Here is a 17,187-nt window from a genome sequence, read left to right as displayed (position 1 = left end):
GGCGCTTTTCCGTTAAATCGCGTAGAGCGCTGTTTGAATGAATATAAAAAAACCCGCCGAAAAGGCGGGTTTTTTGTCAGCTCAGGGAGCGGATTACTTCTTGGACTTTTTTTCTGCTTTAGCCGCAACCGGAGCCGCTGCCACAGTTTCTTCGGTATCTTCGCTGAATTCGCGGCCGTAGAAGGTATCCATCAGGATTTGCTTGAGTTCAGCAATCAGCGGATAGCGTGGGTTGGCACCGGTACATTGGTCATCAAACGCATCTTCAGACAGTTTGTCGACCTTCGCCAGGAAGTCCGCTTCCAGCACGCCAGCTTCACGGATAGAAGCAGGGATGCCCAGTTCTGCTTTGATCTCGTCCAGCCATTTCAGCAGTTTCTCGATCTTCTGAGCAGTACGGTCACCCGCGGCGCTCAGGCCAAGGTGATCGGCGATTTCAGCATAACGACGGCGCGCCTGCGGGCGGTCATACTGGCTGAACGCAGTCTGCTTGGTCGGGTTATCGTTAGCGTTATAACGGATAACGTTCGAGATCAACATGGCGTTGGCCAAACCGTGCGGAATGTGGAACTCAGAACCCAGTTTGTGGGCCATTGAGTGACACACACCCAGGAAGGCGTTAGCAAACGCAATACCGGCGATGGTCGCGGCGTTATGCACACGTTCGCGGGCCACTGGGTTTTTCGCGCCTTCTTTATAGCTGGCTGGCAGATATTCTTTCAGCAGCTTCAGGGCTTGCAGCGCCTGACCGTCTGAATATTCGTTGGCCAGAACCGAAACGTAAGCTTCCAGGGCGTGAGTGACCGCATCCAAGCCGCCGAAGGCGCACAGGGATTTAGGCATGTTCATCACCAGGTTGGCATCGACAATCGCCATATCCGGGGTCAGTGCATAATCTGCCAGTGGGTATTTTTGGCCAGTCGCATCGTCGGTCACCACCGCAAACGGCGTCACTTCTGAACCGGTGCCTGAAGTGGTAGTGACGGCGATCATTTTCGCTTTCACGCCCATTTTCGGGAATTTGTAGATACGCTTACGGATATCCATAAAGCGCAACGCCAGGTCTTCGAAATGGGTTTCAGGATGTTCGTACAGCACCCACATGATTTTCGCTGCGTCCATCGGTGAACCCCCACCCAGCGCGATGATCACGTCTGGTTTGAAGGAGTTCATCTGCTCAGCACCTTTACGCACGATGCTCAACGTTGGGTCAGCTTCGACTTCAAAGAACACTTCCGTTTCAATACCGTGCGATTTCAGAACTTTGGTGATCTGATCGGCATAACCGTTATTGAACAGGTAGCGGTCGGTCACGATAAAGGCGCGTTTTGCCCCATCGCTAGCCACTTCATCCAGCGCGATAGGCAGTGAGCCACGGCGGAAGTAGATTGATTTAGGAAGTTTGTGCCACAACATGTTTTCTGCTCGCTTCGCTACAGTTTTCTTGTTGATCAAGTGTTTTGGACCGACGTTTTCAGAGATGGAGTTACCCCCCCAAGAACCACAGCCCAGCGTCAGCGATGGCGCGAGTTTAAAGTTGTACAGGTCACCGATCCCACCCTGAGAGGCCGGGGTGTTGATCAGGATACGTGCGGTTTTCATCTTGTCGCCGAAATACTCAACGCGCGCAGTCTGGTTGTCTTGATCGGTGTACAGGCAAGAAGTGTGGCCGATACCGCCCATGGCGACCAGTTTTTCGGCTTTGCTGACGGCATCTTCGAAGTCTTTGGCACGATACATTGCCAGAGTAGGCGACAGCTTCTCATGGGCAAAGGGTTCGGATTCATCAACCAGCTTCACTTCACCGATCAGAATTTTGGTGCTGGCTGGCACGCTGATACCGGCCATTTCAGCGATTTTTGGTGCAGACTGGCCAACGATGGCGGCGTTCAGGCCACCATTTTTCAGGATGATATCCTGAACGGCTTTCAGCTCTTTACCCTGTAGCATATAGCCGCCATGGGAAGCGAAACGCGCACGCACGGCATCATAGACAGAATCAACCACGATAACCGATTGTTCAGAAGCGCAGATCACACCGCTGTCGAAGGTTTTCGACATCAGGATAGAAGCGACAACACGTTTGATATCGGCAGTTTCATCAACCACCACCGGGGTGTTACCGGCACCGACGCCGATAGCCGGTTTACCGGAGCTGTAGGCTGCTTTCACCATGCCTGGGCCACCGGTGGCCAGAATCAGGTTGATGTCTGGGTGGTGCATCAGTTGGTTAGACAGATCAACGGTAGGCTGATCGATCCAACCAACGATATCTTTTGGCGCACCCGCTGCGATAGCGGCCTGTAGCACGATATCTGCTGCTTTATTGGTAGCATTTTTCGCACGTGGGTGCGGAGAGAAAATAATACCGTTACGGGTCTTCAGGCTGATCAGCGCTTTGAAGATGGCGGTAGAGGTTGGGTTGGTGGTCGGTACGATACCGCAAATCAGGCCAATCGGCTCAGCGATAGTGATGGTACCGAAAGTATCATCTTCAGAGAGGATACCGCAGGTCTTTTCATCTTTATAAGCGTTGTAGATATATTCGGAAGCGAAGTGGTTTTTGATCACTTTGTCTTCAACGATACCCATACCGGATTCTTCAACGGCCATTTTAGCCAAGGGGATACGGGCATCGGCAGCGGCGAGGGCAGCAGCGCGGAAAATCTTATCAACTTGCTCTTGTGAGAAGTTGGCATACTCGCGCTGGGCTTTTTTGACACGTGCTACAAGCTCGTTCAGTTCAGCGACATTCGTTACAGCCATAATGCTCTCCTGATAATGTTAAACTCTTTCAGTGAATAAGCCGTTCGAGCAACTAGTATAGACTTGAGAGAGGAAGGCGTCTGTTAAGGCACCACGGCTTTCCGGTCTTTTGCGCTTATACGGCTGATTGACTTAAAGAGCTTCACTCAGTGCAGGCGGGGGAACAGAACATCTGCTTTACTCTAAATCTGTTCTACCTTCTGACTATGACCAAGAGCTTAACTATTCCTGAGTAGTTATTTTGTGATTTAAATCATAAAAATCGCAAGCTGACACCTTTCAGCATGAGGTTATTGATAATGATTATCATCTTAGTGAGCGTCACTGGCGTTTTCACACGTAAAACATCAATAGCTATACATTAAGTTAACAATGGAGAATTACTTTGTAACATTATGCGGTGGTAGGGGAAAATGCTGTTCTTGGCGGATGGATTACCGGACACAATTCTATTACATTAGCGCGCATCGGCAGTGTCTCTTTCTATAGCTATTTATGCGGAGTTTTTCGTGGGCCAATCTCTGTTGGATTTTTCCGTCTACATCAAGTTCTTTGTTGGCTTGTTTGCATTGGTAAACCCGGTAGGCATCTTACCGGTCTTTATTAGTATGACCAGTTATCAGGCGGAGGCCGGGCGTAATAAAACCAACCTGACGGCCAACCTGTCGGTGGCGATTATTTTGTGGACGTCGCTGTTTCTGGGGGAGGCGATACTGCGCGTGTTCGGCATTTCCATCGACTCGTTCCGCATTGCGGGTGGGATCCTGGTGGTGAGCATTGCGATGTCGATGATCAGCGGCAAATTGGGTGAAGATAAACAGAACAAACAAGAAAAATCAGAGAGCGCAATCCGCGAAAGCATTGGTGTGGTTCCACTGGCACTGCCGCTGATGGCGGGGCCAGGGGCGATCAGCTCAACCATTGTCTGGAGTTCGCGTTACCACAGTTGGCAGAACCTGTTAGGTTTTAGTCTGGCCGTTGCGGTGTTTGCTTTCTGCTGTTGGCTGTTGTTCCGCGCTGCGCCACTGCTGGTGCGTTTGCTGGGGCAAACCGGTATCAACGTTGTTACGCGTATTATGGGTCTGTTGCTGATGGCATTGGGTATCGAATTTATTGTCACCGGCATCAAGGCGATATTCCCTGGGTTGTTATAACCACGAATATCCTTCAGCGGGCCTCATTCTTGAGGCTCGTTGCTTGGGGTTGCCAGAGGTTAATTATTGGCTTAAAGCTTTTTTTAATCATTCAGCATAGATATTATTTTGCTTTAATAAACGGCGGCATCTGCTTGGTTTTTATTCTATTTCACCACTCTGTAGTACAAATCTTCCTTTATTGCCTAATAAAACACCTAGTATTATTTCCAGTACTTTTTATAAGATTATTTTTACTGATTTCCTCCTTCGGCTATCAAATCTGCTGTTAATTTAGTCACATCATTCTGTAGGGCTTGTCTCCGTTTCATCCAGGTGTTATTAGTGATTAACCACGCATAAGCAGGTGTTTATTCTTTGAACTGCTGTTTTGTTAACGAAATGTTTCTTTTCGTGGCTTTTTGCCGTGCAAGCCAGGTGCTATCTAAGGGTTTTCTTTTTTGCTCAATAAAATCATGTAATTAAAATAACATGGCGATTTTATAACGAGAGCGTACGGCCGGTATAGGGGCTGATAAAAGAGAAACGCTTAACATTTTTGCAAAAATTATTGGCTAAGGTTTTTTGCTTCTGCTAGTTTCCGAGCAACTTTACTGCCGATAATTCTTAGTTTTCCGCGTAAGGCAGGAATGAATTTTGCTGATATTATTTTATTTGGTTTTTTTACTAAATATTTCTAAATATGACCAGTTCATATTTTCCAGGTAAAAAGGCCAAGCGGTAATCACGGGTATTACTGGTAACGACAGGTAATACAGAAGAAAGGCTGCACCGCGTCGTTCCGCGCTGTCTGGCCACAACCCCACCCGGTCAACGGGCAACGCAGAACCCACGATGGCTCTGTGATAATAAAAACTGGAGTTCTAGATATGACCAACATCACAAAAAAATCACTCCTGGCGGCCGGTATTATTGCCGCACTGGGCATTACCGCAACCGGAAGTGCTTTTGCGGCCGAAGTGCCAGCGGGCGTGCAACTGGCAGACAAACAGGAAATCGTTAAAAATAACGGTGCAGAAGTGCAGTCTCTCGATCCGCACAAAATTGAAGGCGTGCCGGAAAACAACGTTACCCGCGATCTGATCGAAGGGCTAGCCAACACCACGCCGGATGGTTCCATCGTACCGGGCGCGGCAGAAAGCTGGGATAACAAAGACTTTAAAGTGTGGACCTTCCACCTGCGCAAAGATGCTAAATGGTCGAACGGCCAACCGGTGACGGCACAGGATTTTGTCTATAGCTGGCAGCGTATTGTCGATCCAAAAACCGCATCCCCTTATGCCAGCTACCTGCAATATGCCCACGTAGAGAACGTCGATGACATCATTGCCGGTAAAAAAGACAAATCCACCTTGGGCGTCAAAGCCATTGACGATCATACTTTCCAAGTCACGCTGACCGAGCCGGTGCCTTATTTGGTCGAAATGACCCAGCACTACGCCATGAAGCCAGTAAATAAAGAAGCGGTGGAGAAGTTTGGCGAGAAATGGACGTTGCCGCAAAACTACGTCAGTAACGGTGCCTATAAGCTGAAAGATTGGGTAGTCAACGAGCGTATCGTACTGGAGCGTAACCCGGAATATTGGGATAACGCCAAAACCGTCATCAATAAGGTGACCTTCCTGCCGATTGCCTCGGAAGTGACCGATGTAAACCGCTACCGCACCGGCGAGATCGACATGACCTACAATAACTTGCCGATCGAACTGTTCCAAAAGCTGAAAAAAGAGATCCCGAACGAAGTGCGCGTAGCACCTTACGTCTGTACCTATTACTACGAAATGAACAACCAGAAAGCGCCGTTTAACGATGCCCGCGTGCGCGAGGCGCTAAAATTGGGGCTAGATCGCGATATTATCGTCAATAAAGTCAAAAACCAGGGCGATCTCCCGGCTTACAGCTACACTCCGCCTTACGTTGATGGTGCCAAAATGACCGCACCAGAGTGGTTCGGCTGGACGCAGGACAAACGTAATGAAGAAGCGAAAAAACTGCTGGCCGAAGCAGGCTATGGCCCAGGCAAGCCGCTGAGCTTCTCGCTGCTGTACAACACCTCCGATCTGCATAAAAAACTGGCGATTGCCGCCGCCTCGATCTGGAAGAAAAACCTGGGGGTGGATGTGAAGTTGGTGAACCAGGAGTGGAAAACCTTCCTGGATTCGCGCCATCAGGGGAACTACGATGTGGCACGTGCTGCCTGGTGTGCTGATTACAACGAACCTAGCGCTTTCGTAAATACTATGCTGTCTGACAGCAGCAACAACACCTCACACTATAAAAACCCGGTGTTCGATAAGTTAGTGGCTGACACACTGCAAGCCAAAACTAAAGAAGAGCGCGCTGCGCTGTATCAGAAAGCCGAAGCTCAGTTGGATAAAGATTCCGTTATTGCTCCGGTTTACTACTATGTGAATGCTCGCCTGGTGAAGCCTTATGTTGGTGGCTACACCGAGACTGACCCGCTTGATAACGTGTACGACAAAAACCTGTACATCATCAAGCATTGATACGGTAAGGGCCGGTGGCGTGAGTCGCCGGTCCATTTTCAGACGATAAGCCGTTATCAGGCTGGAGCAGGGCTATGCTTAAATTTATCTTTCGTCGCCTATTAGAGGCGATCCCGACGCTATTTATTCTTATCACCATCTCTTTCTTTATGATGCGCTTGGCACCCGGTAGCCCATTTACCGGCGAGCGTGCATTACCGCCAGAGGTCATGGCCAATATCGAAGCCAAATACCATTTGAATGATCCGATCTGGAAACAGTACGGGCATTATTTAGTGCAATTGTCGAAAGGCGATTTCGGCCCTTCATTTAAATACAAAGACTATTCGGTTAATGACCTAGTGGCGGCTTCCTTCCCGGTTTCGGCCAAGCTCGGTTTGGCCGCCTTTGTGCTGGCGGTGGTGCTGGGCGTCAGCGCTGGGGTGATCGCGGCCTTGAAGCAGAACACCAAATGGGACTACATGGTCATGGGGTTTGCCATGACCGGCGTGGTGATCCCCAGTTTTGTCGTCGCGCCGTTGCTGGTGCTGATTTTTGCCATCACTTTGAAATGGCTGCCCGGCGGCGGCTGGAACGGTGGGGCACCGAAGTTCATGATCCTGCCGATGGTGGCGTTATCGCTGGCCTATATCGCCAGCATCGCACGTATTATGCGCGGCTCGATGATTGAAGTGCTGCACTCCAACTTTATCCGCACCGCGCGCGCCAAAGGGCTGCCGATGCGCCGGATTATCTTCCGCCATGCGTTGAAGCCCGCGCTGCTGCCAGTGCTGTCTTATATGGGGCCCGCGTTTGTCGGCATCATTACCGGTTCGATGGTGATTGAAACCATCTATGGTCTGCCGGGGATCGGTCAGCTATTCGTTAACGGTGCGCTGAACCGTGACTATTCGCTGGTTCTGAGCCTGACCATTCTGGTGGGGGCTCTGACCATTCTGTTTAACGCGATCGTCGACGTGCTGTACGCGGTGATCGATCCGAAAATCCGTTATTAATCTGGAGCACGCATCATGTTGACGAAAAAGAACAGCGCAGCTCTGGAGAACTTCAGCGAAAAGCTGGAAGTCGAAGGGCGCAGCCTATGGCAGGACGCGCGTCGGCGCTTTATACATAACCGTGCGGCGGTGACCAGCCTGTTTGTGCTGACGCTGGTTACCCTGTTTGTGATCTTTGCGCCGTGGCTGTCGCAATTTGCCTATGACGACACCGACTGGGCAATGATGTCGGCAGCGCCGAGTATTGAATCGGCACACTATTTTGGTACAGATTCCTCCGGGCGCGATCTGCTGGTGCGCGTGGCGATTGGCGGGCGGATTTCGCTGATGGTCGGTGTCGCTGCCGCGCTGGTGGCGGTGATCGTCGGCACGCTGTATGGCGCGACCTCCGGCTATCTGGGCGGTAAAATCGACTCGGTGATGATGCGCCTGTTGGAAATCCTCAACTCCTTCCCCTTTATGTTCTTTGTGATCCTGCTGGTGACCTTCTTTGGGCAAAACATCCTGCTGATCTTCGTGGCGATCGGCATGGTGTCTTGGCTGGATATGGCGCGTATCGTGCGCGGTCAGACCCTGAGCCTGAAGCGCAAAGAGTTTATCGAGGCGGCGCTGGTCTGTGGCGTTTCGACGCGCAATATCGTGTTGCGCCATATTGTGCCAAACGTCTTGGGGGTGGTGGTGGTTTATGCCTCGCTGCTGGTGCCGAGCATGATCCTGTTTGAATCCTTCCTCAGTTTCTTGGGATTAGGGACGCAGGAGCCGTTAAGCAGTTGGGGCGCATTGCTCAGCGACGGGGCCAACTCGATGGAAGTTTCACCGTGGTTGCTGCTGTTCCCGGCGGGTTTCCTGGTAGTCACTCTGTTTTGTTTCAACTTTATCGGCGATGGCCTGCGTGATGCCCTCGACCCGAAAGATCGTTAAGGAGTGCCACCATGAGCATTAATGAAAATTCGTTGCTGCTGGACGTCAAAGATCTGCGCGTGACCTTTGCTACGCCAGATGGTGACGTTACGGCGGTGAACGATCTTAATTTCGATCTGCGTGCGGGCGAAACCCTGGGTATCGTGGGGGAATCCGGCTCCGGCAAATCACAAACGGCTTTTGCGCTGATGGGCTTGCTGGCAAGCAATGGCCGCATTGGTGGCTCGGCGAAGTTTAACGGCCGTGAAATTCTCAATCTGCCGGAAAGCCAGCTTAACAAGCTGCGAGCCGAAGAGATTTCGATGATCTTCCAAGACCCGATGACCTCGCTTAACCCGTATATGCGCGTCGGTGAACAACTGATGGAAGTGCTGATGTTGCATAAGAGCATGAGCAAAAGCGAAGCGTTTGAAGAGTCGGTACAGATGCTGGATGCGGTAAAAATGCCAGAGGCGCGTAAGCGTATGCGTATGTATCCGCATGAGTTTTCCGGCGGTATGCGCCAGCGGGTGATGATCGCCATGGCGCTGTTGTGTCGGCCAAAACTGTTGATCGCCGATGAGCCTACAACGGCGTTGGACGTGACCGTACAGGCGCAGATCATGACGCTGTTGAACGAACTGAAGCGCGAATTCAATACGGCCATCATCATGATCACCCACGATCTGGGCGTGGTGGCGGGGATCTGCAACAAAGTGCTGGTGATGTACGCCGGGCGTACCATGGAATACGGCAGCGCGCGTGATGTGTTCTATCATCCAAGCCACCCTTATTCCATTGGGCTGCTGAATGCGGTGCCTCGCTTGGATGCAGAGGGTGGAGCGCTGATGACCATTCCAGGCAATCCGCCAAACCTGCTGCGCTTACCACAAGGCTGCCCGTTCCAGCCGCGTTGCCCGTATGCCATGGAACAGTGCACGAGTGCTCCGCCGTTGGAGCAGTTTGGTGAAGGGCGCCTGCGCGCCTGCTTCAAGCCAGTGGAGGCATTGGTATGACAGCAACCGATAAGAAAGTGCTGCTCGAAGTGGCAGATCTGAAAGTGCATTTCGACATTCACGATGACAAACAGTGGTTCTGGCAGGCCCCTAAAACCCTGAAAGCGGTAGACGGTGTCACCTTAAGGCTGTTCGAAGGCGAAACCTTGGGGGTGGTTGGGGAGTCCGGCTGTGGTAAATCGACCTTTGCCCGCGCCATTATCGGCCTGGTAAAAGCCACCAGCGGCCGGGTGGCCTGGCTGGGCAAAGATCTGCTGGGGATGAGTGATGCGGATTGGCGCAATACGCGCAGCGATATTCAAATGATTTTCCAGGATCCGCTGGCTTCGCTTAACCCGCGTATGACCATTGGTGAAATCATTGCTGAACCGCTGCGCACCTATCATCCGAAAATGTCGCGCCAGGACGTGAAGGACAAAGTGAAAGCGATGATGATGAAGGTTGGCCTGTTGCCGAACCTGATCAACCGCTATCCGCATGAGTTCTCCGGGGGCCAATGCCAGCGTATCGGCATTGCCCGCGCGCTGATCCTGGAGCCAAAACTGGTGATCTGTGATGAACCGGTTTCGGCACTGGATGTTTCGATTCAGGCGCAGGTGGTGAATCTGTTACAGCAATTGCAGCGCGAGATGGGGTTGTCGCTGATCTTTATCGCTCACGACCTGGCGGTGGTGAAGCACATTTCCGATCGCGTGCTGGTGATGTATCTGGGCCATGCGGTGGAGCTGGGAACCTATGATGAGGTGTACCACAACCCGCAACACCCTTATACCAAAGCGCTGATGTCGGCGGTGCCGATCCCGGATCCGGATAAAGAGCGGGATAAGCAGATCCAACTGCTGGAAGGGGAGCTGCCATCACCGATCAACCCGCCATCTGGCTGTGTGTTCCGCACGCGCTGCCCGATCGCCGGGCCAGAGTGTGCCAAAACGCGCCCGCTGCTGGAAGGGAGTTTCCGCCATGCGGTATCCTGCCTAAAGGTTGATCCACTGTGATTGACTAGCCACCAATAAATAAATATCCTCCGGCATAGCCGGAGGTTTTTCATATGCGCCTATAAGGCTCTGTTACCAGCCGCGCCCTAACAGGCGCATCGCGATCTGACATTTGCATCTATGGATTACTTACGGCCCGTAAACGGGCTGCCCGGATACGGGATCGACAGTTGCTCACCCATTTTATCCTCTTCCAACTGGTGCTTTATGTATTCTTGTATCCTGGCTGTATTTTTACCAACCGTATCAACGTAATACCCTCGACACCAAAACTCCCTGTTACGGTATTTGAACTTCAAATCGCCAAACTGCTCATAGAGCATCAGGCTGCTCTTTCCCTTCAGATATCCCATAAAGCCCGACACACTCATCTTCGGTGGGATTTCCAGAAGCATATGGATGTGATCCACACAACATTCTGCCTCCAGAATATTCACGTTCTTCCATTCGCACAGCTTTCTTAAGATACTGCCAATCGCTCTGCGCTTTTCCCCGTAAAACACCTGTCTTCGGTACTTCGGCGCAAATACTATGTGATATTTACAGTTCCATCGCGTGTGAGCTAAGCTCTTTTCGTCCCTCATGGGGACCCCCTTTTGATTTCTTGTTGAATATTTGCAGTTGCCAGACCGCAAACTGTTTTAACAAATCAAAAGGGGTTTTTATAACTGGCTCAAAGCTGAAAGCTTTACGGAACCTCCAGCCTAGCTGGAGGTTTTCTGTGCACAAAAAACCTGCCAATTGGCAGGTTCAGACTGCTGACTAACCCCACTTTTTCAGGTGGGGTTCTTCTTTTCTAGCGACCGCAGGTCGCGATCGCGATATTTTTCCATAACTACGTCATTTGAACGTTCTGCTCGCTCAAGTCGGCTTTCTGGCCTTCCCAAGACGCTTTCAGCCACGTAAAAAGACCGTAAAGAAGCGCCAGCAGCGCCATCTTCTTCATATTCTGCGCTGTGGCCGCAAGCAGGCACTGCATCTGCACTTTTGACAGGCCACGGAACCGCGCATATCGATGGCCATGGTGCTGTTTCGCATCCGCGAAGCTTCTCTCCACTGTCTCTTTGCGCCGCGCGTAGATTTTCTTGCCCCATTTCGTCAGCCGTAACCTGTTGGCTTCCTCTTTCGCCTCTTCCCACACATGCCGCGTTATCGTTTTCTGTGCCTTGCTGTTCTGCGTACATTGCTGCCTCTGCTCACACCGCTGGCACACTGCCGGGGGTGAACGGTAATGCCGATAACCGTTACGGTCTGTCGTGCTGTAGACCAGCAACGTGTCTGCCGGGCACACATACACATCACGCTTCTCATCGTACCTGAAGTGCTTTTTCTGGAAGTCATTCTGACCTTTGTGCGGCCGCCGATAGCCGGGAACCAGCGCGATACCCATTTCCTGTGTCAGATGGCACACCGCGGCGGTGAAGTAACCCGCGTCCACGCCCACCGCCACCGGCTCCAGACCGAAGCGCTCGACCTGCCGCTCAAGTCGCCCGATAAAGGGCTGGCTGTCATGGACATTGCCCGGTGTTACATGCGTATCCAGGATGATGCCGTGCTTCCCGTCCACCGTGCGGTGGTCCAGATAGAAGAAGCCCTTCGGTTTGTTATCCCGGTGCATAAAGCCGCTTTCCGGGTCGGTGGTGCTGACTTTGGTGTTCTTAACGGCGACGCTTTCTGGCGTCTTTTTTACGGCGGGCAGCGGCTTTTTTTCGTGCTTCCTCCTGTCGGCCTCCACGGCAGCATCAAGCTGCTCCAGATATTCACTGACGCCTACCGGACGTTCTTCATTCACCGCTCTGCGAGGGTTGGCGTCGGCTTTCAAGTGCGTGCTGTCAGTGTAGAGAACACGCCCGTTAGCCATGCCACGGCTGAGAGCCTGTTCTACGATGTGGTCAAAAATCTGCTGGAAGACGTCGCTGTGGTTGAAGCGGCGGAGGCGGTTCTGGCTCAGGGTCGAGGCGTCAGGGACTTTTTCGGTGAGGGCCATACGCAGGAACCAGCGATAAGCGACATTGACCTGTATTTCCTTGACCAGACGGCGCTCGCTGGGGATACCGAAGAGATAACCCAGCAGCATCATTTTAATCAGGCGAACGGGGTCAATAGCGGGTCTGCCGTTATCAGGACAATAGAGATGAGCAACGGCATCGCGGATAAATTCAAAATCGATGGCGGCATCGATTTGGCGAACCAGATGGTCTTCGGGGACCAACTCATCCAGGGTGAGGGTTTCAAACTGATATTGCTGGGGAGAGGGTGTTTTGAGCATGGCAGTCAGTCCATTTTTTGCACTGACCTTATTAGATCAAAGTCCTGGCCTCACGGCCAGGACTTTGTCATCAATCTGAACCTGCCAATTGGCAGGTTTTTCAGGTCTACAACGTTCTTATTCTTTCCACAAAATATGGCACAGCTTGTTGTCTTTCTCGCGGCAAATCAGCACGCGGGCAAAAACGTCGTTGATCGGTTCGCCGTCGCTGTCTGCCAAGCCAATCACCACTTCGGCAAAGAAATCCGGGTTTAAATCGTATTCGACGTGCTCCTGCCAATCCTCTGCCGGATCGTACAATTCTGCGCCGCCACGCTCTTCAAACTGCAGATTAAACAGCAGAATATCTGCCGGATCCAGATTGTCGCCAGCCAGTTCCAAAAAGATATCGTAAGCCTGCTCCAGCGTTTCATCTTCGGTAAGGCGATTATTCAAATCCATAAAAAAATCCCGATAACAAATAAATTGGCGTTATTAAACCATGCCCGTAGCGGCTTTTACAGCAACGGACTGAAAAAGTAGAACACACGCTCAACGATACGGTGCCAGAACGGGCGTTTCAGCCACTGTTGGCCATCCAGCAACTGTGAACGGGCGATATAGTCGTCCTGTACGCAAGCTAAGTCGCTGCCGAAACCGGCATCGTCGATCACCAGCGTGATTTCAAAGTTCAGCCACAGGCTGCGCATATCCAGATTGACCGTGCCCACCAGGCTGAGCTGGCCGTCAACCAGCACGCTCTTGGTATGCAGTAATCCGCCTTTAAACTGGTAAATTTTTACCCCGGCTTCCAGCAATTCAGAGAAGAAAGCACGGCTGGCCCAGCGCACCATCATCGAGTCATTGTCGTGCGGGACGATGATGCTGACCTCAACGCCGCGTAGCGCGGCGGTACAGATGGCATGCAGCAGATCGTCACTGGGTACAAAGTAGGGGGTGGTCATGATCAACTGTTCACGGGCGGAATAGACCGCTGTGAGCAGCGCCTGGTGGATCATCTCTTCAGGGAAACCCGGGCCGGAAGCGATAACCTGAATGGTATGACCGGTTTCCTGTTCGAACGGCATGATATTGACGTCGGGCGGCGGTGGCAGAATACGCTTGCCGGTTTCAATCTCCCAGTCACAGGCGTAAACAATCCCCATCGTGGTCGCCACCGGGCCTTCGGTACGCGCCATCAGATCGATCCATTGGCCGACCCCGGCATCTTGCTTGAAGAAACGCGGATCAACCATGTTCATGCTGCCGGTATAGGCGATGTAATTGTCGATCAGCACGATCTTACGGTGCTGACGCAAATCCATGCGGCGCAGGAACACGCGGAACAGATTAACCTTGAGCGCTTCGACCACTTCAATCCCGGCGTTGCGCATCATGCCGGGGTAGGGGCTGCGGAAGAACTGCACGCTGCCAGCGGAATCCAGCATCAGGCGGCAATGTACCCCACGGCGAGCGGCAGCCATCAAGGATTCCGCCACCTGATCGACCAGACCGCCCGGCTGCCAGATGTAAAAAACCATCTCAATATTGTGCCGCGCCAGTTCGATATCACGAATCAACGCCGTCAGCGTGCTATCGGTAGTGGTGAGCAACTGCAACTGGTTGCCTTTGACGCCGTCGATACCTTGCCGGTGATGGCAAAGCTGGAACAGCGGGCGAGCCACTTCGCTGTACTCGGTGGCGAAAATCCGGCGGCTCTCTTTCAGTTCATTCAGCCAACGGGCGGTTGAGGGCCACATGGCTTTGGCGCGCTCGGCCCGGCGCTTGCCCAAATGCAATTCGCCGAAAGACAAATAAGCGACGATCCCCACCAACGGCAGAATATAGATCACCAGCAGCCAGGCCATGGCGGAAGGAACCGTGCGTCGTTTCATAAGAATACGCAATGTGACCCCGGCAATAAGCAGCCAGTAGCCGAACACCAAAAGCCAACTGATTACAGTATAAAATGTTGTCATAAAGACGAAAAATCCTGTTCGTAAACCACCAATAGTGAGTGTACGCACAGAACGGTAAAGGCGAAACCTTTTCCCGGCACTTAAGTTACATAAAAATGATTGACGAAAGGCACTTGCCGAAAATAAAAACGGCAGCTCATCTGGAGAAAAAGTGGGTTATCCACGACTTGGATCGCTGGCTGAAAAGGCTATAATGCGCGCGGTTGGCATTGGATGGGTGACATAACGATGAAACGCAGTAGAAACGAAGTTGGTCGCTGGCGGATGCTCCGACTGCGCCAGCGCCGCAGGCACCATTGGCTGGAGCGTCAGTCATGCAGTAACCGGCATATTATTCGCGTACGCCGCCGGTTGGACGATCAGCATCGTCGCGCATTATTGTTCGTCGTGGCTTACGAGTGGTAAAACAAAAACAGTCCCGATTTGGGACTGTTCTGTTCTCGGTAGGGATTATTTACCCAGATAGGCGTTCAGCATCCACACCTGTTTTTCCTGCTCTTTGATGTAATCACTCATCAGTGAAGAAGTGCCTTCATCGCCAGCATCAGCGGCCAGCGCCAGCAGGTCGCGCTGCTGTTGCAGCAGAATAGCGTAACCGTTCAGTAAACCGCGCAGCGTGCCTTTATCGTCGGTCACGTTGGTATCTTCTTTGATATCTGCGGTTTTCAGGTAGTCACTGAAAGCGTGACGCGGTTGTGAGCCCAGAGTCAGAATACGCTCTGCCAGTTCATCAACCTTGAGCAGCAGATCGTTGTAGGTTTCTTCAAATTTAACGTGCAGTTCAAAGAAGTGCGGGCCGGAAATATTCCAGTGATAACCGCGCACATTCATATACAGCACCTGATAGTTCGCCAGTAAGGCATTCAGAGCGTCAGAGAGTTTTGCTGATTGTTTGGTATCCAGGCCAATATGAGTTTTTGCTGCTTTCTTTGCCGTTGCCATAATAATCTTCTCCTGATGGTGGGTTCCAATGATCGATAGCGATACAGTAACTGGATTTATCTCAAGGTTAAAGATGATAACAAGTATCAATATAATCGTTTAAACCGATAGTGATAAAAAGAGTAGAGCGTTTACCGGCGCAGGGCGAATTTTAATACCCCGGCGCTCAGGCTCACCAGTATGGACGCAGCAATCAACACGGCGATAAACGCCTGGTCGAAAGCAGAACGTGCCAGCTGGATCAGCTCTGCCGCACTGCCTGCGCCCATATTACCCGCTAACCGCAATGCTTCATCAATGCTGTCATAGGCCAGATCGCCAACCGGCAGGCTATCTGGCAATGCCAGGCTGTGGCTGTAGACCGCAGTCATCAAGCCACCCAGCAGCGTGATACCCAATACGCCACCCAACTCCCAGGCAACGTCTTCAATAGAAGCCACCATACCGGCTTTCTCTTCGGGGGCGTTGAGCATGATGGCGGTAGAGGCGGCGGTAATGGCACCGCCAAGACCAAATCCGATCACAAACAGGCAAATAAGCTGCATCACCACGTTGCCTTGATACCCGAGAACGATGCCAATAATCCCCAGCGCGGTGAGAACGAAACCACCAATTAACATACTGCGCTCGCCATAACGTGGCATCAACATCCCGGCCAATGGGCCAGCCAACGCAGAAGCCACCGGAATAGGGAGAATAAACAGCGCTGCTAATAATGGTGACATTCCCAATACCAGTTGCAAACGCTGGCTCAAGACCAGTTCAACCCCGACCAATGCGATCATCGACATGATCGCCACACCGACGCCGCTGGCAAACATGCGGTTGTGAAACAGCGAAAAATCGATCATCGGGTGTAGCGCTTGCCGCTGGCGGCGGACGAATAGCGTCAGAAACAGGATGCCGAGTGTGACTGCAACCGCAAAGTCGCGCACTGACAGGGTGGGCTTGCTTAGCTCTTTCAACGCATAGATAGCAGCAACCAGGCCGAGCATGATCTGTATCGAGCCAATCACATCACAGGGGCGCTTATTATCGCCGCCGCATTGCGGTATCAAATACCATGCCAGCGGCAATACCAGCATCACCACCGGAACGTTAATCAGAAATACCGCTCCCCACCAGAAATAGGCCAGCAAAGCGCCGCCGACTACCGGCCCAAGCGCTGCGGCACCGGAAGCAACCGCCGCCCAGATGCCGATGGCCAGTGCGCGCTCGCGTTCATCGGTAAATACGTGGCGCACAATGGATAAGGTGGCTGGCATCATCATAGCAGCCCCAACCGCCAGAAAGGCGCGGGCGGCAATCAGCCACTGGGCGCTGGGGGAAAAGGCGGCACATAGCGAGGCCAGAGCAAAAACCGGTAGCCCGGCGATAAACATTTTCTTGTGGCCGATGCGATCGCTTAGCATACCTGCACCCGGCAGCAGCCCGGCGACCACCAGTGGGTAGGCATTCACGATCCAGAGTTTTTGTGAGGCGCTGGCATCCAGCGCCTGGGTCAAGCGTGGCAAGGCGGTGTAAAGTACCGTCATATCGGTAATGATTAAAAATAATGCGCTGGAGATCATTGCCAGGATCAGCCAGCGGTTTTGGGCGTGCATAATCGTATCCTAAAAAACCGATGGCGCGGCTGCGCCATCTTGCGGTAACCACCCGGTTTCTGCGGTGGTATACTGAGCATA

General features: G+C 52.2%; 14 protein-coding genes. 7 read left to right on the top strand and 7 right to left on the bottom strand.

Annotated features, from left to right (window positions below; translation table 11 throughout):
* Nucleotides 1-93: 93 nt before the first annotated feature.
* Entirely contained in the window at nucleotides 94-2,766 is a 2,673-nt protein-coding gene (gene adhE / locus ACX9GT_RS13700; RefSeq protein ID WP_473187315.1) for a bifunctional acetaldehyde-CoA/alcohol dehydrogenase, read from the bottom strand.
* A gap of 509 nt (nucleotides 2,767-3,275) precedes the next feature.
* On the opposite strand from adhE, the gene ACX9GT_RS13695 reads away from it, so the two are divergent.
* The 6 genes from ACX9GT_RS13695 to oppF all read left to right on the top strand — a co-directional run bounded on the left by ACX9GT_RS13695 (nucleotide 3,276) and on the right by oppF (nucleotide 10,333).
* A complete protein-coding gene (locus ACX9GT_RS13695) occupies nucleotides 3,276-3,920 on the top strand; it encodes a YchE family NAAT transporter (RefSeq protein WP_459402559.1) in 645 nt (214 codons plus the stop codon).
* A gap of 869 nt (nucleotides 3,921-4,789) precedes the next feature.
* Nucleotides 4,790-6,427: an oligopeptide ABC transporter substrate-binding protein OppA gene (gene oppA / locus ACX9GT_RS13690; protein ID WP_473187314.1), complete on the top strand. Its 1,638-nt coding sequence runs from the start codon at nucleotides 4,790-4,792 to the stop codon at nucleotides 6,425-6,427.
* Nucleotides 6,428-6,501: 74 nt separating this feature from the next.
* Complete coding sequence (gene oppB / locus ACX9GT_RS13685; RefSeq protein WP_473187313.1) at nucleotides 6,502-7,422, top strand: oligopeptide ABC transporter permease OppB; 921 nt, start codon at nucleotides 6,502-6,504, stop codon at nucleotides 7,420-7,422.
* Between the two features lie 12 nt (nucleotides 7,423-7,434).
* On the top strand, nucleotides 7,435-8,343 hold the full coding sequence (gene oppC, locus ACX9GT_RS13680; protein WP_473191583.1) for an oligopeptide ABC transporter permease OppC: 909 nt from the start codon (nucleotides 7,435-7,437) through the stop codon (nucleotides 8,341-8,343).
* An 11-nt stretch (nucleotides 8,344-8,354) separates the two neighbouring features.
* The gene (gene oppD / locus ACX9GT_RS13675) at nucleotides 8,355-9,338 is read left to right on the top strand and encodes an oligopeptide ABC transporter ATP-binding protein OppD (RefSeq protein ID WP_473187312.1); all 984 of its coding nucleotides are present in this window, start codon (nucleotides 8,355-8,357) and stop codon (nucleotides 9,336-9,338) included.
* The gene (gene oppF / locus ACX9GT_RS13670) at nucleotides 9,335-10,333 is read left to right on the top strand and encodes a murein tripeptide/oligopeptide ABC transporter ATP binding protein OppF (RefSeq protein WP_473187311.1); all 999 of its coding nucleotides are present in this window, start codon (nucleotides 9,335-9,337) and stop codon (nucleotides 10,331-10,333) included. The genes oppD and oppF overlap by 4 nt, the downstream gene beginning before the upstream one ends.
* Before the next feature lie 125 nt (nucleotides 10,334-10,458).
* On the opposite strand, the gene tnpA is transcribed toward oppF, so the two are convergent.
* The 4 genes from tnpA to cls all read right to left on the bottom strand — a co-directional run bounded on the left by tnpA (nucleotide 10,459) and on the right by cls (nucleotide 14,560).
* Nucleotides 10,459-10,917, bottom strand: a complete 459-nt coding sequence (gene tnpA, locus ACX9GT_RS13665) for an IS200/IS605-like element IS1541B family transposase (protein WP_042659502.1) — start codon at nucleotides 10,915-10,917, stop codon at nucleotides 10,459-10,461.
* Nucleotides 10,918-11,168: 251 nt separating this feature from the next.
* The gene (locus ACX9GT_RS13660; protein ID WP_473187310.1) at nucleotides 11,169-12,602 is read right to left on the bottom strand and encodes an IS1182 family transposase; all 1,434 of its coding nucleotides are present in this window, start codon (nucleotides 12,600-12,602) and stop codon (nucleotides 11,169-11,171) included.
* Between the two features lie 117 nt (nucleotides 12,603-12,719).
* The gene (locus ACX9GT_RS13655) at nucleotides 12,720-13,043 is read right to left on the bottom strand and encodes an HI1450 family dsDNA-mimic protein (protein WP_459402565.1); all 324 of its coding nucleotides are present in this window, start codon (nucleotides 13,041-13,043) and stop codon (nucleotides 12,720-12,722) included.
* Between the two features lie 56 nt (nucleotides 13,044-13,099).
* Nucleotides 13,100-14,560 (bottom strand): cardiolipin synthase, encoded by a 1,461-nt coding sequence (cls, locus tag ACX9GT_RS13650; protein ID WP_473187309.1) that lies wholly within the window; start codon nucleotides 14,558-14,560, stop codon nucleotides 13,100-13,102.
* A gap of 228 nt (nucleotides 14,561-14,788) precedes the next feature.
* Here cls and ACX9GT_RS13645 point away from each other — a divergent pair, with 228 nt between their 5' ends.
* Nucleotides 14,789-14,965 (top strand): YciY family protein, encoded by a 177-nt coding sequence (locus ACX9GT_RS13645; protein ID WP_459402567.1) that lies wholly within the window; start codon nucleotides 14,789-14,791, stop codon nucleotides 14,963-14,965.
* Between the two features lie 45 nt (nucleotides 14,966-15,010).
* Here the strand turns inward: ACX9GT_RS13645 and ACX9GT_RS13640 are convergent, their stop codons facing one another.
* Both ACX9GT_RS13640 and ACX9GT_RS13635 read right to left on the bottom strand, forming a co-directional pair.
* Entirely contained in the window at nucleotides 15,011-15,502 is a 492-nt protein-coding gene (locus tag ACX9GT_RS13640) for a Dps family protein (RefSeq protein WP_473187308.1), read from the bottom strand.
* Between the two features lie 131 nt (nucleotides 15,503-15,633).
* Entirely contained in the window at nucleotides 15,634-17,106 is a 1,473-nt protein-coding gene (locus ACX9GT_RS13635; RefSeq protein WP_473187307.1) for an MFS transporter, read from the bottom strand.
* Nucleotides 17,107-17,187: the final 81 nt, after the last annotated feature.

Source organism: Serratia sp. YWN4, assembly GCF_055790845.1.
The sequence above is the reverse complement of the archived record's forward strand: the minus strand, read 5'-3'. Positions and strand labels throughout refer to the sequence as shown.